The organism is Echinicola marina, assembly GCF_020463795.1.
GTDB classification, from domain to species: Bacteria; Bacteroidota; Bacteroidia; order Cytophagales; family Cyclobacteriaceae; genus Echinicola; species Echinicola marina.
Map to the genome: position 1 here is coordinate 3,657,293 of NZ_CP080025.1, position 16,131 is coordinate 3,673,423.

Here is a 16,131-nt window from a genome sequence, read left to right on the forward strand (position 1 = left end):
AAGAGTTTTGAAGACCGTAATCAAAGTAGAAAACCTTTCTAAACGCTACCGCATCGGGCTTAAAGAAAAGAAAGCGGATACCTTAGCGCAGCAGTTAGTGAATACCATCAAATATCCATTTCAGAACTTTCAGCGGATCAAAAACTTAGGCCGCTTTCAGGAGGATCAGGAAGAAGGTGTGCATTGGGCACTGAAAGATGTATCTTTTGAAGTAAAGGAAGGGGAAGTGTTGGGGATTATAGGGAAGAATGGCGCTGGAAAGTCCACTTTACTAAAAATCCTATCTAAGATCACCGAGCCCACTTCAGGAAGAATTGAAATCAATGGGCGAATTGCCGCCTTATTGGAAGTGGGGACAGGTTTCCATCCAGAGCTCAGTGGCCGTGAAAATATCTATATGAATGGGACCATCTTGGGCATGACCAAAAGGGAGATAGATCATAAGCTGGACGAAATCATTGATTTTTCCGGAGTGGAGAAATATATCGATACCCCTGTCAAGTTTTATTCCTCAGGAATGCGGGTGCGCTTGGGCTTCTCAGTAGCCGCCCATCTGGAACCAGAAATATTAGTGATTGATGAAGTATTGGCGGTGGGGGATTTTGAATTCCAGAAGAAATGCCTAGGGAAGATGGAGGATGTGAGCAAGAATGAAGGTAGAACGGTGTTATTTGTAAGTCATAATATGGGAGCTGTTCGATCATTATGCAATGCAGGAATAGTTCTTCAAGATGGATATTTGAAATTTTTGGGAAGTTCTAGGTCTTCATTACAATATTATTTATCGAATAATTTAAAAGTATCTATCCCTGAACATAATTTTGAATTTTTGAATTTAAAAAACTTTCAAATATCATGTGATGGGAAAGATGATATGAATAATTCAATTCCTCATGACAAGGATTTTCAAATTTATATACGATTTGAGTCTATTAAAAATATTTCTAATGTTATAATCGCTTTGCTATTAAAAGATAATTTAGACGTAAAAATATCATCCATTCATATAAAGCCATTTAATATCAAAGTTGGGAAAAACGAAGTCAGAGTATTTATTAAAGGAGGTTTATTAACTCCAAATTCTTTCAAATGGTTAATAAACATCCACGATGAATATGATTCTTATTTGTATTTAGATGGATTAGCTCCATTTAAAATTTTTGATAATGGTAGCACCTTTTATAAATGGGAAAATATTGACTATGGAAGAGTGTTTTTAAATTATAACTATGAATAATAGAATTGTATTTCCATATAATTGGGTTGGTCATATTCCATTTGCGTTTTATTTAATTGAGAAAACAAAACCAAAAATGATAGTGGAACTGGGAACGCATTCGGGTAACTCATTTATTGCATTTTGCGAAGCTTGTAGAATATATAATTCTGATGCAAAACTTTATGCAATTGATTTATGGAAGGGGGACAACCATGCAGGTTTTTATGATGAAAATATTTTTGAGGATTTAAAAAAATATGTTGATGAAAATTATTCTGACAATGTTAAGTTAATAAGAAAAGATTTTAATAGAGCTGTTTTTGATTTTGAAGATGGGTCTATAGATTGCCTTCATATTGATGGCTTACATACTTATGATGCGGTAAAAAATGATTTTGAAACATGGTTACCAAAACTTAAAAGCAATGCAGTAGTGCTTTTTCACGATACTGAAGTTTATCGGAAAGATTTTGGTGTTCATAGGTATTGGAAAGAACTTATAAAGACGTACAAATTAAATTTCAATTTTAGACATTCTAATGGTTTAGGAATTATAATTCTTAAAGAAAATTTTGAAAATAACTTCATTTCTGAGTTGAGAAATAGTAGCTGGCTCAGTTCCTTTTTTGAAGATTATGGAAATAAATTAATAGAGTTTAATTCCTTGAAAGACTCCTACAATAAAATAAAATTAAATTATGAGACAAGTATTAGTTTTAGATTTAGAATTATACTTCGTAAAATTAAAAATAAGGTTTTAAACAAATAAATATACAACTTGAATTCAGTAAAAGTTTCTATATGTATACCAATATATAATGGGGAAGAATATTTATGTGAATGTTTGTCTTCAGTAAAAAATCAAACTTTTAAAGATTTCGAACTTATCATTTCAGATGACAAATCAACAGATTCGTCATTAAAGATTGTTCAGGGATTTCTTCGTAAAAACCCTTGGATAAAGAATAAAATTTTTTTCAACAATACAAGAGGTATCGGGTCAAATTGGAATAACTGTTTGAGAAATGTCTCTGGAGAATATATAAAATTTTTATTTCAAGATGATATATTAGAGCCAAATTGCCTTGATCAAATGGTTAGTTATTTGGATGCAAATGCAGAGGTTGGTATGGTGGGATGCTTAAGAAGGATAATTTGTCATGATGGGGATTCTGAATATTATAGTAATTGGATTGAAAATTATTCTGATTTACAACAAACATTAAGGAATACAGAAATTGGTAATTTTAGGATTTCTTATTCACTTTTTAAATCCTCTCTTTTTTTTCAGGAACCAAAGAATAAAGTCGGTGAGCCTTCATCAGTAATGTTTAGAAAAAAAATAATTAAGGAGGTAGGATTTTTTCGAGAAAATCTAAATCAATCATTAGATTACGAATATTGGTATAGAATATTAAAGGTTTCAGATATTATTATATTAGATTCTACCTTAATTGGATTTAGGCTGCATAAAAATCAAGCTAGTAATAAAAATTCCTCGAATTCTAAATTGGAACTAAAAAGCCTTAATAGGCTTTATTTATTAAACCATTTTTGGGATTTTAGTTTTAGAAATAAGATTGAAATAATTTTGAGAAGTTATCCAATAGTTCAAAAAATGATTCGACGGATTAAACGGTTTTTTTGATATTAAATAATATTAGTTTTCTTCTTTTTGAAAAAATGAAAAAGGTTTTATCAATAGTAGTAACATATAACGGGGAAAAGTGGATTGAAAATTGCATATTTTCAATTTTAAATTCTATATATCCCGTTGAAATCATAGTAATTGATAATAATTCAAATGATTGTACTTGCGATATTATCTTAGAGAATTTTCCTGAAATTAATTTAATAAGGAATAAAGAGAATTTAGGTTTTGGGAAGGCAAATAATATTGGGATGAAATACGCTATAGAACAAAACTATGATTACGTATTTTTATTAAATCAAGATGCAACGGTTGAAAGTATCACACTTGAGAAATTGATTAATACTGCTAATAATAATCAAGAATATGCAATTTTAAGTCCAATTCAATTGGATGGTCAAGGGAAAAGGATCGATCTTAAGTTTTCTAATTATATAATTGAAATTAAGTGTGATAATTTATTTTCAGACCTAATTAAGGGAAATAAGCTTAAAAATGTTTATCCATTACCCTATGTGAATGCAGCAGCTTGGTTAATTCCAGTAAATATCATAAAATTAATTGGAGGATTTGATCCTATATTTTTTCATTATGGTGAGGATGAGAATTATTGTCATAGATTAAGATATCATGGATATAAAATTGGTGTTGTCCCTTCTGCATTTATTTATCACGATAGAGAACAACTTTTTATAAATGAGGATAAATATGAAAATGTCAAATTGTTTGAAAAATATATCAAAATTAAGTGTGGGGATATTAATAAACCACTAGAACCAATGATAAATGCAGAATTTAAAGAACTTAAAAGAAAATTACTTATTTCTTTTTTTGCCTTAAGAGCTTCCAGTTTTATAAAATGGATAAAAACATTTCTCATTTTAAGATCATTAAAGGTGCAGGTGGAAGATTCCCGAATAAAAAATAAAGTAAAAGGAAACAATTATCTTAATTGAAAACCCCGTTAGTATCTATTCTTGTACCCAACTATAATAAAGCTCCCTATCTAAAGGAATCTTTAGATTCGGTATTGGCCCAAACTTATAAAAACTGGGAATGTATTATTGTAGATGATCATAGTACGGATAGCTCCTGGGAAATCTTAGAGGAATATGTAGCAAAGGATAAACGATTTAAAGTTTATAAAAGGCCAGATAATCGAAAAAAAGGAGGGAATGCAGCAAGGAATTATGCCTTTGAGATGGCCCAAGGGGAATATATAAATTGGTTTGATTCAGATGATGTTTTAGATGAAAACTTTTTGTTTTTTAAGGTAGCTTCCTTCTTCAATCATCAATATAAATTTGATTTCATTATTAGTAATATTCATCAAATTGATGATAATAATTATAAACTGCCTGTCTTTGAAAGGTTAGATTATGAAAATTTAAATAGAAACTTACCTCTTGATTATATTAAAGGTAGTTTTTGGATTCAAACCGCACAGCCATTATTCAAAAAGGAATATTTATTGAATTTTGATATATTATTTAATGAGAACTTAAAAAAAGGTCAAGAGGCTGAATTTTTTACAAGATTATTTTTACAAAATCCTAGGTTTATTTTTGAAGAGAAATCTATCGTTTACTGGAGATTGGCTCAAGGATCAATTACAAATAGCCATTTTAAATTACAGACTAAATACCAATACCTAATAAGTTATCTCAGTTATAAATTGATTTTTAAAAATTTTAAAAAGATAAAAGGGAAGGTAAATAAGACTGAAAAATTATTTTTCAGAAATGTATTTAATGATATGCTTTTATTCCTTCCGTTATCTTCAAAACAGTTTTGGGATCTGTTTTATTTTGGAACTGTAAATAATCTTTTTAAGGGTAGATTTCAAGGTATCAAAATATTAGGTATTCGATTTTTGAAAGGAGTAAAGCTAATATGATTCCTGAAATCATTCATTATTGTTGGTTCGGACAAGGTGAGATGTCAGCTTTAGAATTGAATTGTATAGAAAGCTGGAAAAAGCATTTACCAGATTATCAGATAAGACGTTGGGATGAGAGCAATTTTGATATAAGGTTATGCGATTTTACTAAGGAAGCTTATCGTTTAAATAAGTTTGCTTTTGTATCTGATGTATGCCGGCTGTTTGCCCTTTACCATGAGGGTGGTATTTATTTGGATACTGATATGCTATTGCTAAAATCATTAGATGATTTGAGACATCATAAGTTCTTTTTAGGGGAAGAAAAGAAAGGACAAATTAATGCCGCTATAATCGGTGCGGAGAAAAATAATGCTATCATAGGAAATTTGTTGGGAGGGTACAAGCAAATAAAATTTGATCACCAAGCTCCATTGGATATTCCTCATTATTTGACCATACGCTTAAGTGAAGAAGAAAAAGCCAAAGCCTCCTCACCGGAATATTTTTATCCTTTGCCCTATACCAAGAGAGGGGAAGATTACCTTCCGTATTTAACTGAAAAATCATATACAGTACATCTATGGAACCATAGCTGGAAAAATGAATGGGATTACCTGCATGACAAGGATTTTAGAATGGCTGTATATAGTTATTGGAAAAGACTTATGAAGAAGCCTGCATCCCTAATTCAGGATGCATTTATAAAAGACTTTTCCAAATACCTGTTGGCAGATAAACTGGGGCCAATTTATAGGTGGTATAAAAAGAGATAGGGATGCAGAGGATACTTAATCAGTTTCAGACCATTTTACCAATATTAGGAGATTTGGAAGGTGAACTAATCGTACTATCTACTTATTTTTCTTCTAAGCAAGACCCAGTTAGGGGAGGTTTCCAGAAAGAAAATGACTTTGAATATATCCAGCATTGGTATGAAAGTGTGAAGGAACATGGTCTAAAAGCAGTGGTCTTTTATGATCAATTGAGCGAAGCATTTTTAGAAACATATCAGACACAGCATATCCGTTTTGTCAAATGCCAATTGGGAAAGATGTCCTTAAATGATGAGCGCTTCTTTGTATTTTATGAGTTTGTACAAAAGCTCCCTGATAATTGCTTTGTATTGACTACAGATATCAATGATGTGATTATTAATAAAAACCCTTTACCTTTTTTTATGTCCAATCCCGAGCGATTAAATATTGGAAGAGGAAATAGACGTGTATGGAAAAATGGGATATGGACTTTAAAAGCATTAAAGTACTTTAATGACAGGTTTTTAGATAATATGGCAGTAAGCTTTTTTTTCTATCCAGTGTTTAATCCAGGTACTATTGGTGGTAGAAAGCAAGAGGTCGCAGAATTACTGAAAAGAATGGTAAGTATTTTCGAAAATCTAGCCGATGACCAAAACTATGATATGCAAGTCTTTAATTATATCATCAAAGAACATTACTATCCTCAATCTGGAAAGTATGATAGCTGGATGAGCTTTTCACTAGCATGGTATTATTATTATTATAGTTACAGGATGAGAAGAAAATTAGAAAGAAATTATATTAAGAGTAAATATGATATTGCTACCTATGAGGAATCTATTGAAAGGAATGATAAGATTTATGCTGGGTTTCCATTTGTCAGTATGTTTAGTTGGTATGAAAAAAAAACAAGCGCTTATCTGATTCATAAATGAATAAATTAAAGGAATATTATCATCACAACTTAGCTCGGCCAGTTTATCAATTATTAAAGCCTTTACAGCCAATTTTAGGCCTAAAGAAACGAACCTTTATTGATAAGTTTAGGGTAAGAACAAAAGATGGGATCGGATTCTGGTTATATAATAATGCCTTTTATTGGGAGACTGAAATTTTTTGGCAAGGATTTGATAAAATCAATTGGGAAAAGAAAACAAGGTCTATTTGGGCTGAATTGAGTAAAAAATCATCGACTATTCTGGATATAGGAGCTAATACTGGAATATTTTCAATGTTGGCCCAAGCATATAATTCAGATGCGCAAATTTTTGCTTTTGAACCCCAACCCAATATTTATAAGGTTTTAAAATTAAACAGTGAAGTCAATGGTTTTCAAGTTAATTGTATTCAGTTAGCTCTTTCTGATTCCAATGGAAGTCTTCCTTTTTATAATACGGGATTCTCAACCTTCGAGGCAAATAATACTACACATGGTAGCTTAAATAAGGAATGGAGGACGGAAAAACAACAATCTATAATGGTTAAGGTAAGTCGCTTAGATCAGTTTTTGGAGGATAAAAACATCGAAAAAGTGGATCTGGTGAAAATAGATGTGGAAACCTTGGAATATGAAGTCCTATTAGGTTATGGGGAAAGATTATGGAGGGATAGACCTACAATTATTCTGGAGGTCCAAAGTAAGGAAATAGGAGAGAAATTGGAGAATTTATTCAATGATAAGGATTATAAATTTTATTGGATTAATGAAAATAGTGGGATTGAACCAATCATTAAGCTAGGTGAAAATACTGATCAGAATAACCTGAACTATTTAATGAGCCCAAAAGAAAAGGCTGCAGAAATAGAAAAATATGGTGGTATTGGATAAGAAATGTTTAATTATACCTTCTTGGTACCCAACCCTTAATAATCCGTTAAAAGGGTCTTTTTTTAGGGAGCAGGCAGCTTTTCTTTCTCATCATAAGGATATTGATATAAAAGTTTTATATGGCTTGAAACAATCAACACCTTTGTTGAAATTATTATGGATTTATTTTCTGAGTTTTATAAAATCTAATTTAGAGATTGATCGTCAATTTTTGCCTCAAAACCCAATAGCTTATGGATTTATCATTCCGGATAATAGAAGAGTACCAGATCGTTTTCGAATCCAATTGGCGAGATATTTTTACAGGAAAGCATATGACTCATATGTGAAAATAAATGGTATTCCAGACCTTATTCACGCCCAAAGCGGAATGGATGCAAGTATATATGCTCACGAACTTTCTAAAATTAATAATATCCCTTTTGTGATTATAGAGCATCAGGTTTTTGTTTTTCATTATTATTCAAGGTTGAGGGCTAAACTGATACTAGATGCTTTTAAAGCTGCCACAAAAATAGCAACAGTAAGTTATGATGAAAGACGTCAAGTATTGATGAATCAACCCGAATGTAACCCTGAAGTAATTTGGAATTTGGTGGATGAAACGAAATATGAAATTGATTTGAGTAGAAGAAACAGGAAGTTTACCATCATAACTATTTTAAATTCCTTACCAATAAAAGGTGCGATAACATTTTTAGAAGCTATAAAAGAGGTAGTAAAGATGAATCATGATGTCGAATTCATCATGATTGGAAAAGGTGGTGATTTAGATTCCAAAAATGCTGAACATAATATGTTTATTACCAAAAGTAAAGAACTGGGGATATATGAAAAAGGCACATTTTTACCTTTTGTAGAGAGATCAAAAATAAGTGATGTGTTAAATAGAGCACATGTTTTTGTTTCTCCTACCATTCAGGAGCCTCATGGAATCGCAGTAAGGGAGGCGATGATGTGTGGTTTGCCTGTTGTAACAACTGCAAATGGTGGAGTAGAAGATAGTATTACCCATGAAACAGGTCTGGTTGTACCAGTAAAAAATCCCCAATCATTGGCTGAAGCTATTATAAAGATTAAAAATAAGGAGGTACTTATTAATCCTCAAAAAATCAGAAATTTAGCTGTTTTTCAATGTGGAAGAGAAACTTTTTTTAAATCTATGAAATCATTTTATCAAGTTGACTAGGGATTCATTTAAGGTCTCTGTAATTATTCCTGTTTATAATGCAGCATCTTTTGTTGAGGAGGCAGTGGAATCAGCTATTCATTTAACAGAGGTGGGGGAAGTGATTTTGGTGGAAGATGGATCTAAGGATAATTCATTGGAAGTTTGTAACAGAATTGTTGCTAAATATTCTTCTGCTGTTCTTGTGACGCACTCTAATAGAAAAAATAAAGGAGCTTCAGCAAGTCGAAATTTGGGGATTCAGCATGCATCATTTGAATATATTGCTTTCTTAGATGCAGATGATTGGTATGAACCTTTTCGATTCCGTTCTGAAAAAGACATTTTTCAGAATGGAATTAAATTTGATGCTGTCTACTCTTTATCAGCCATTGCTTATCAAAATGGGGAAATAGAGGAGTTTGGGATTAAAATTGTACTAGAGGACTATCAAAAAAAGTTGGGTACTAAAAGGACTTACCAATTCGGTTTGGAAGAAGATTTGATTATTGGGCATACCAATGCCAATACTTTTAGAAAGGAGGTATTATTGGAATTGAACGGATTTGATGAAAGATTGACTTTGCATCAGGATACTGAATTATGGTTGAGATTTTCAAGGAAATTTAGTTTCATTTCAGGAGAATTGGATAAGCCTGTTTCTATTGCTAGAAGACATAGTAATAATAGAATTACTGGAAGATCGAGGTCTTCTAAAATGAAATTATTGTTAGTTATCATAGATAATATAGGTTTAAATAAACTATATGATTTTGAGAGAAAGTATGTGATATATCATATTGCCAGAGCCATTTCAAACCCGATTCGTCCACATTTTATGAGAAAGGCATTATTACATGGATTTCAATTTATAATACATCCCATAAGAGCTTGGTTTATTCCTTTCTTTTATAACTGGGGAATGAAGCATTATAAATTAAAATGAGTCAAGTTATTTTGTTTTCAATAATTATTCCCGTTTACAAGGATACCAATAGATTGATATTATGCTTAAGGGCACTGATGCACCAGAAAATTAATGGTTATAGATCAGAAATATTAGTAATAAATAATGATCCGGAAGGGGATGTGGAAGTTCCAAGGGAATTAACTGATTGTTTGAATATTAGAATAATTGATGAACCCATATCTGGTTCTTATGCAGCGAGGAATACGGGAATCAAATACGCAAATGGAAGGATCCTGGCGTTTACTGATTCGGACTGTGTTCCGGATAGGGATTGGTTGGAAAATGCCTATCATTTGTTTGAACATGATGATAAAAGGGAAATAGGTATATTGACAGGGCCAGTTCCTTTATTTTTCAGGGATTCACATAATCTGACTGCTGCGGAAAAATATGAAAAACATACTGGTTTTACCACTCATTTATATGTAAGAGAAGGTAAGGCAATTACAGCCAACTGGTTTTCCTATAAAGATGTGATCGAGGAATTTGGAGGTTTTAATGCGGCATTAAAATCAAATGGAGATTCAGATTTATCAGGGAAGATCAGCTCCAAATATAAGATTGTGTATAAAGAGGATATCATTGTCCATCATCCAGCCAGGTATCATACAGAGGACTTGGTAAATAAATATAGAAGACTATTAGGTGGTGCATTTACCCGCAGGTTTGAGGAGAATACATGGGCTTTTACTCCCCATGTGCTAAATTTTATTTTAAGGAGGTATAGGTTCTCACTAAAGAAATTCTTTACTGTTCCCATTCATGAGTCTTGGGCCATCTTTAAAGTTTGTAATGCCATCAATTGGGGTGCAGTTAAAGAATACTTTAATTTGATTAGAGGAGGAGAGACAAAACGGTAGTGATGGTGGGACTGCCACGCTCCCTTTGGTCGCTCGCAGTGACGTATCCGTCATTGGGAGGGACATAAATAATTCAATATATTCGAAAAGGTTTTAGAGAGACCCGAAGCAATCTAATCTACCGAAAATGGGATTGCCTGCCCTCCTGGAGGCGGGCTTCGTCCTCCTACCTCGTCCTCGCAATGACGTAAATATGAATCCATTAGTATCCATCATTATCCCAGTTTATAATAAAGCAGCCTATGTGTCACAGACCATAGATTCAGCTTTAGCTCAGACTTATCAGAATATTGAGATCATATTAGTAGATGATGGATCTACTGATGGATCAAAGTTGATTATAAGAAGATATGCAAAGCAATTCCCTGAAAAAATAGTATTAATCGAACAGGAAAATTCGGGGGTATCTAAGGCTACAAATAAGGGAATTAGCTATGCAAAAGGTGAATACATCCAATTTCTGGATGCAGATGATTTGATTTCATCAAATAAGATAAAAAATCAAGTAAATTTACTTCTGGGCAAGGGTAAAATGACAATGGCCTCTTGTGAGTGGGTCACATTTGTCAAAAGCAATACTATTTATGAGAATTGGTCATTAGGTGTTTATAAAGATTATGAAATTCCCATACAAATGTTATTGGATTTATATAACAATGCAGAAATGATGCAGCCTGCTGTTTATTTGTGTCATAGAGAGTTAATTGATAGGGCAGGTGCATGGGATGAAACCCTAATAATAAACCAGGATGGTGAATTTTTTATGCGAGTATTACTTCAGGCAGAAAAAATATTATATGAATCTACCCAAAAGGTGTATTACAGAAAACCTGGTGTAACCAATGTGTCTCAGCAAAAATCATTTATGGCTTCAGCCTCATTATTGGAAAGTTACCGTTGTTATGAAAGAGAATTAAGAAATAAAGAAGATTCAATCAGAGTCAGAATTGCTTTAGCCAAGAATTATCTTAGATTTATTTATGTGACCTACCCTAAATACCCTGAACTAATTAGGGAAGCAGAAATGGAGTTTAAAAAGTTTCATTTTGATAGTCCAGTTAGAATAGGGGGACCAAAATTCCGAAACTTATCCAAATTCTTGGGCTTTAAAAATGCCATAAGGTTGAAGCGGTTTTTGTCTTGACTGTCCTTGTCTGTGCTTTTAGTCCAGATAACTCAGGGGCTCAATTCTCATGTATAACATCTCACTTCTAATCCATTGTTTTCAGTAATCATCCCTTTATACAATAAAGCACCATATATCTGCAGGGCTATTGAGTCTGTGCTTCAACAATCCTATAGAGATTTTGAGATCATCGTAGTGAATGATGGTTCTTCCGATGGAGGAGAGCAGCTTGTTGAGGAGAGATATGGGAGCAAAGTAGTTTTGATTCACCAGGCTAATCAGGGAGTATCAGTAGCCAGAAATAATGGTATTTCACAAGCAAAAGGTGAATATATCGCTTTTTTAGATGCAGATGATCTTTGGCACCCAATGTATTTGACGGTAATCAAAGATGGAATCACTCGATTTCCCCAAGCAGGAGTTTGGGGAAGTAGCTACAGTTTTTATCAAAAGGAACTAAGTTTTTCTGGAGAAGAGTTTCATTTAATACAAAGGTATTTTGATAAAGCAATTGTTAACACATTGTTTTTTACCTCTGCTATGGTGATATCCAAGCGATTTTTTGATGAGAATATTGGATTCAAAGAATACCTGAAAAGAGGAGAGGACCTAGATGTGCTTTTTAGGGCTGTATTGACTTTTGGAAGTCCTGCATTTTGCAAAGCACGGTTGGTTTGTTACGAACAAGGTGATGTAAAAAGTGCCACTAACGTTCAGTTTGATATATCCTCATCTCTACTATGTGAAATAGGGCGAAATGGATATTTAAGATCCTCATCAATTGAAAGTAAGGATGACTTTAACCAGTTTAAAATCAAATACATCTATTTTAATCTTTTTCAATACTACCTTGATTCCAGAAATTTCCGAGAAATAAGAAGGATTATCAACCATCAGGGGAACAAATATTTTCTTGGTAAAATAGTTTATTTTATTCCTAGTGTTCTCATGAAGGAAATAGTGAAAGTTTCTTTTCTTAAGAAACAGTTAAGAAACTATCTTAAATTTTGTTTTAGGGTTATCTACGGCTAATGAAAATAATACGCTTGGTTTCATCATTGGATTATGGAGGAGTTGAAAGGAGGCTGATTAACATTTCTCATTGGCAAGATGAGCATGAATGGATTTTTTGTGCATTAGGTAAAGGAGGGGAGGCTGAAAAACAAATTATGGAAAACGGAAAGAATGTAGTGGTTTTGGCTCAGAATATAAAGATACCAAGTTTGGTAACTATCCTATCCTTGATTAATTTTTTCAGAAAGGAAATGCCTGATGTTATCCATACCTCTGGAGCTGAAGCTAATTTCCATGGAGTGATAGCTGGTAGATTGGCAGGTATTAAAAATATAATTACTGAAGAAATTGGAATTCCTGGACAAAGTAAGGTAGCTAATAAGGTGTTCCAAGGAATTTATAGGTTTTCAAATCATGTCCTTTGTAATGCTAAAGTAGTGGCGGATTATTTAGTATTAAAAAACAAGGTTTCCATGTCAAAGGTAAAAATCATAGATAATCCTATTCCCAAAAGTATACAATCAAAAATAGCATTTTCAAATGATGGAATATTTAGGGTTTTGACCGTTTCTAGATTAGAACCAGTTAAAAACTTGGAGTCTCTGATTCTTGTTTTTTCAAAAATATTACAATATTATCCTAAAACCATTCTTACTATTATTGGTGATGGCCCACAAAAAGAACATCTTAAGGGAATGGTGAATGAAATGAACCTAGATCATAAAGTGGATTTTGTTGGGTTTAAGACTAGGCCTTGGGAAGCTATTCTAAATGTGGACCTGTTCGTATTAAACTCACATACGGAAGGGTTTTCCAATGCATTGGCTGAGGCGATGTTGTTGGGGATTCCAGTGCTTTCAACTAAGGCTGGGGTAGCACCAAAGTTGATTTATTCAGGTAAATCGGGCTGGCTGGTTTCTCCTGGTAATGAAAATGAGCTTTTATCTACAATGCTTTCTATAATGGGATTATCGCTAGAAGAGCTATGTGAGATTGGTTTAAATGGAAAAAGGGAGGTAGAAGAAAAATATTCTTTGGAAAAACATGTCTCCGACTTGATGGATATATATAATAATTAAAGTGAATAGTATTAGGCTACTTTTTTGTGTCGAAACTATTGCATCTGGGGGGGTGGAACAGACACGTTTGATGATTTGTAAATATTTAATCCATAGAGGTTTTCAAATAAAAATAACCTGTACCTATGCTGGAGGCCCTATTGCAGATTCATTTCAGAAACTTGGTGTAGAACTCATTCAGGTTGGAGCTATGAAAGGGCCATTTGATATAGATGTACATAGAAAAGTTCAGAATTTAATTAAATCTTTTCGCCCACATATTATTCATGGGGGGGTATTTGAAGGAAATAGTGTAACAGCCATTTCTGGTTTTTTAAAGAATGTTCCAATACGTATAATAGAAGAAACTTCCGATCCTCAGAATCGCTCAACAAAAGCAAACTGGCTTTTAAAAATATATTCTAAAATGTCAGATAAGGTTGTCGCCATTTCTCCCAAGGTTTATGAGTATCTAAGTTTGGAGGCAAAAATAAAACCGAAAGAAAAAATAGTTTTAATTAATAATGCTGTGCAAGCTATTCAAAGAAGTGCTTCTAATGAAATCGCTAGATTAAAATTAAAATTTGGGATAGGAGATGGAAATTTAGTAATTGGCTTTGTAGGAAGATTGAATAATGATCATAAAAGGATATCTGATTTATTGTCAGCGTTACCACTATTAAAATCAAACAGGATTAAATTACTAATTGTGGGAAACGGAGTCGATATGCAGATGATTAAAGAGAGAGTCGATGAATTGAAACTTTCGAATCAGGTAATATTTGCTGGATATCAATTTAATACCTCAATATTTTACCAAATCATGGACATAGCCTGTTTCCCCTCTGCAAGGGAAGGCTTTGGCTTAGTAGCCGCAGAAGCCATGATGCATCATTTACCAGTGGTAGCGACCAAGGTAGGCGGCTTACAAAATGTGGTGGTGGATGGAGAAACCGGTTTTTTAGTCCCACCCTATAATCCCCAGTCCCTGGCCGACAAGCTCCAACACCTCATCGACCACCCCGACCTCAGAACCCAATTCGGCCATGCCGGTTACGAAAGAGCCAAAAAGCATTATTCCGCAGAAAGGTACGTAAAGGAGGTAGAGGATTTGTATTTGGGGCTATTGAAGGAGAAAGGGATTACGCCCTAAATCCCTCCCGAATCAAGTTCGGGACAGGCTTTGTAGAGAGACATATTGATTCCGTTTACGATTATGGTTCCTCACCCTAAAGGGGGAGGCTAGGAGGGGGGGACAGAAGCCATTGAGTTTATCTCTATAGGGATGACCTATCAAATTAATCTCTATATTTACCCCAACATAAAACCACAAAAGTCAAAGAAATACTTTGCTCGACCTCATCATTATCATCATATGCCTTATCGCCCTGGTCAATACCAACCAAAGTATGGCCAAAAAATTTGGCCTGCCCCAAAAATACCAATACCACCTCCACTACCTCCTTTTTTACCACCTCTTTTTTAGCCTATTCTTTACCTGGTATATCCTTAATTTTGGAGGGGATTCGCAAGGTTATTGGCGTTTGGGAATGCAACAGGTGTTGATTCATGGAGAGGAAACTTGGATGAAATATTTTGGGGAAAGCACCACCTTTATTTTATGGTTATGTTATATCCCTAGTAAAGTGTTTGGATTAAGTTATATCACAGGAAATATTTTATTTGGTTTTTTAGGTTTTATAGGGATTAGATATCTTTTCATTTTGACGGCTGAGTATTTCCCGTTAAACCATAAGATCTTAAATATCCCTTTATTTCCTGCCATTTTTTATATGGCTAATTTTAATTTTTGGACTGCAGGAGTGGGGAAGGATGCTATTTGCTTTTGGGCCATTGCCTGGTTTATGTTTGCAGTACAAAAGTACAATTCCCGTTGGTGGCAAGGTCTAATTGCCTTTTTCTTTGTGTACATGGCTAGACCCCATATGGGGCAGGCATTGATTGGTGGAACAGCCTTTGCTATTATATTGGGATCAGAAATTCGAAGGGAATATAAATTTGTATTAGGTGCTTTAGCTTTGTTTGGGACTTTTTATTTAAGTTCTCATACTATGGAGGTACTTGAGTTGGATGATCTTTCATTGGATAGTTTAGTTGCTTATACAGGTGAAAAAGTTGGTAATTTGAATGATAGTCATGTGGGGTCTGGAGTAGATATGAATAATTATTCTTTACCTCTAAAGATTTTTACTTATATGTATAGACCGATTTTTATTGATGCCCATAATATCATGGCTTTCTTAAGTTCCATAGAAAATGCTTTGTACCTATGGTTAAGTTTGTTTATTGTTAGAAACTGGACCCCAGAGGCATTAAGGGATATGCCGGTTTTCTTAAAGGTGGGTTTTGTGACCTTTATTCCCGTAACCTTGGCCTTTGCCAATAGTTTAGGAAACTTAGGGGTAATCATGCGCATGAAGAATATGATGATGATCTATTTTGTCCTTTTTATTCTATTTCTGATCGTCTACAATAAAAAGCTTCGCTACCAAAAGCACTTGGAAAAACAACGCTATTACCAAAAACGCCAAGAAATCATAGCACAGAAAGCAGCAGCAAAAGAGGAAAATGTCTAA

The 16,131-nt window shown here is 33.5% G+C and carries 16 protein-coding genes; all 16 read left to right on the forward strand.

Features of this window, described 5'->3' with window-relative positions:
* The first annotated feature begins 7 nt into the window (after window positions 1–7).
* The 16 genes from KZP23_RS14825 to KZP23_RS14900 all read left to right on the forward strand — a co-directional run bounded on the left by KZP23_RS14825 (window position 8) and on the right by KZP23_RS14900 (window position 16,131).
* Complete coding sequence (locus KZP23_RS14825) at window positions 8–1,237, forward strand: ABC transporter ATP-binding protein (protein ID WP_226332568.1); 1,230 nt, start codon at window positions 8–10, stop codon at window positions 1,235–1,237.
* On the forward strand, window positions 1,230–1,988 hold the full coding sequence (locus tag KZP23_RS14830; RefSeq protein WP_226332569.1) for a class I SAM-dependent methyltransferase: 759 nt from the start codon (window positions 1,230–1,232) through the stop codon (window positions 1,986–1,988). The genes KZP23_RS14825 and KZP23_RS14830 overlap by 8 nt, the downstream gene beginning before the upstream one ends.
* Window positions 1,989–1,997: 9 nt before the next feature.
* The gene (locus KZP23_RS14835) at window positions 1,998–2,867 is read left to right on the forward strand and encodes a glycosyltransferase family 2 protein (RefSeq protein ID WP_226332570.1); all 870 of its coding nucleotides are present in this window, start codon (window positions 1,998–2,000) and stop codon (window positions 2,865–2,867) included.
* A 35-nt stretch (window positions 2,868–2,902) separates the two neighbouring features.
* Window positions 2,903–3,826, forward strand: coding sequence for a glycosyltransferase family 2 protein (locus KZP23_RS14840; RefSeq protein ID WP_226332571.1), 924 nt, complete (start codon window positions 2,903–2,905; stop codon window positions 3,824–3,826).
* Window positions 3,823–4,767 carry a glycosyltransferase family 2 protein gene (locus KZP23_RS14845; RefSeq protein ID WP_226332572.1) on the forward strand — a complete coding sequence of 315 codons (945 nt, stop codon included), beginning with the start codon at window positions 3,823–3,825 and terminating at the stop codon, window positions 4,765–4,767. The genes KZP23_RS14840 and KZP23_RS14845 overlap by 4 nt, the downstream gene beginning before the upstream one ends.
* The gene (locus KZP23_RS14850; protein WP_262904662.1) at window positions 4,764–5,525 is read left to right on the forward strand and encodes a glycosyltransferase; all 762 of its coding nucleotides are present in this window, start codon (window positions 4,764–4,766) and stop codon (window positions 5,523–5,525) included. Before KZP23_RS14845 ends, KZP23_RS14850 begins: the two co-directional genes overlap by 4 nt.
* A gap of 2 nt (window positions 5,526–5,527) precedes the next feature.
* Window positions 5,528–6,445, forward strand: a complete 918-nt coding sequence (locus KZP23_RS14855) for a hypothetical protein (RefSeq protein WP_226332573.1) — start codon at window positions 5,528–5,530, stop codon at window positions 6,443–6,445.
* Window positions 6,442–7,338 (forward strand): FkbM family methyltransferase, encoded by an 897-nt coding sequence (locus tag KZP23_RS14860; protein ID WP_226332574.1) that lies wholly within the window; start codon window positions 6,442–6,444, stop codon window positions 7,336–7,338. Before KZP23_RS14855 ends, KZP23_RS14860 begins: the two co-directional genes overlap by 4 nt.
* A complete protein-coding gene (locus tag KZP23_RS14865; RefSeq protein ID WP_226332575.1) occupies window positions 7,322–8,527 on the forward strand; it encodes a glycosyltransferase in 1,206 nt (401 codons plus the stop codon). The genes KZP23_RS14860 and KZP23_RS14865 overlap by 17 nt, the downstream gene beginning before the upstream one ends.
* Entirely contained in the window at window positions 8,520–9,452 is a 933-nt protein-coding gene (locus KZP23_RS14870; RefSeq protein ID WP_226332576.1) for a glycosyltransferase family 2 protein, read from the forward strand. Before KZP23_RS14865 ends, KZP23_RS14870 begins: the two co-directional genes overlap by 8 nt.
* Window positions 9,449–10,336: a glycosyltransferase gene (locus KZP23_RS14875; protein ID WP_226332577.1), complete on the forward strand. Its 888-nt coding sequence runs from the start codon at window positions 9,449–9,451 to the stop codon at window positions 10,334–10,336. Before KZP23_RS14870 ends, KZP23_RS14875 begins: the two co-directional genes overlap by 4 nt.
* A 193-nt stretch (window positions 10,337–10,529) precedes the next feature.
* Window positions 10,530–11,480, forward strand: a complete 951-nt coding sequence (locus tag KZP23_RS14880) for a glycosyltransferase family 2 protein (protein WP_226332578.1) — start codon at window positions 10,530–10,532, stop codon at window positions 11,478–11,480.
* Between the two features lie 75 nt (window positions 11,481–11,555).
* Entirely contained in the window at window positions 11,556–12,494 is a 939-nt protein-coding gene (locus KZP23_RS14885; RefSeq protein WP_226332579.1) for a glycosyltransferase family 2 protein, read from the forward strand.
* Window positions 12,494–13,555: a glycosyltransferase gene (locus KZP23_RS14890; protein WP_226332580.1), complete on the forward strand. Its 1,062-nt coding sequence runs from the start codon at window positions 12,494–12,496 to the stop codon at window positions 13,553–13,555. The genes KZP23_RS14885 and KZP23_RS14890 overlap by 1 nt, the downstream gene beginning before the upstream one ends.
* A gap of 1 nt (window position 13,556) precedes the next feature.
* Window positions 13,557–14,687: a glycosyltransferase family 4 protein gene (locus KZP23_RS14895; protein WP_226332581.1), complete on the forward strand. Its 1,131-nt coding sequence runs from the start codon at window positions 13,557–13,559 to the stop codon at window positions 14,685–14,687.
* Window positions 14,688–14,943: 256 nt separating this feature from the next.
* The gene (locus tag KZP23_RS14900) at window positions 14,944–16,131 is read left to right on the forward strand and encodes a hypothetical protein (protein ID WP_226332582.1); all 1,188 of its coding nucleotides are present in this window, start codon (window positions 14,944–14,946) and stop codon (window positions 16,129–16,131) included.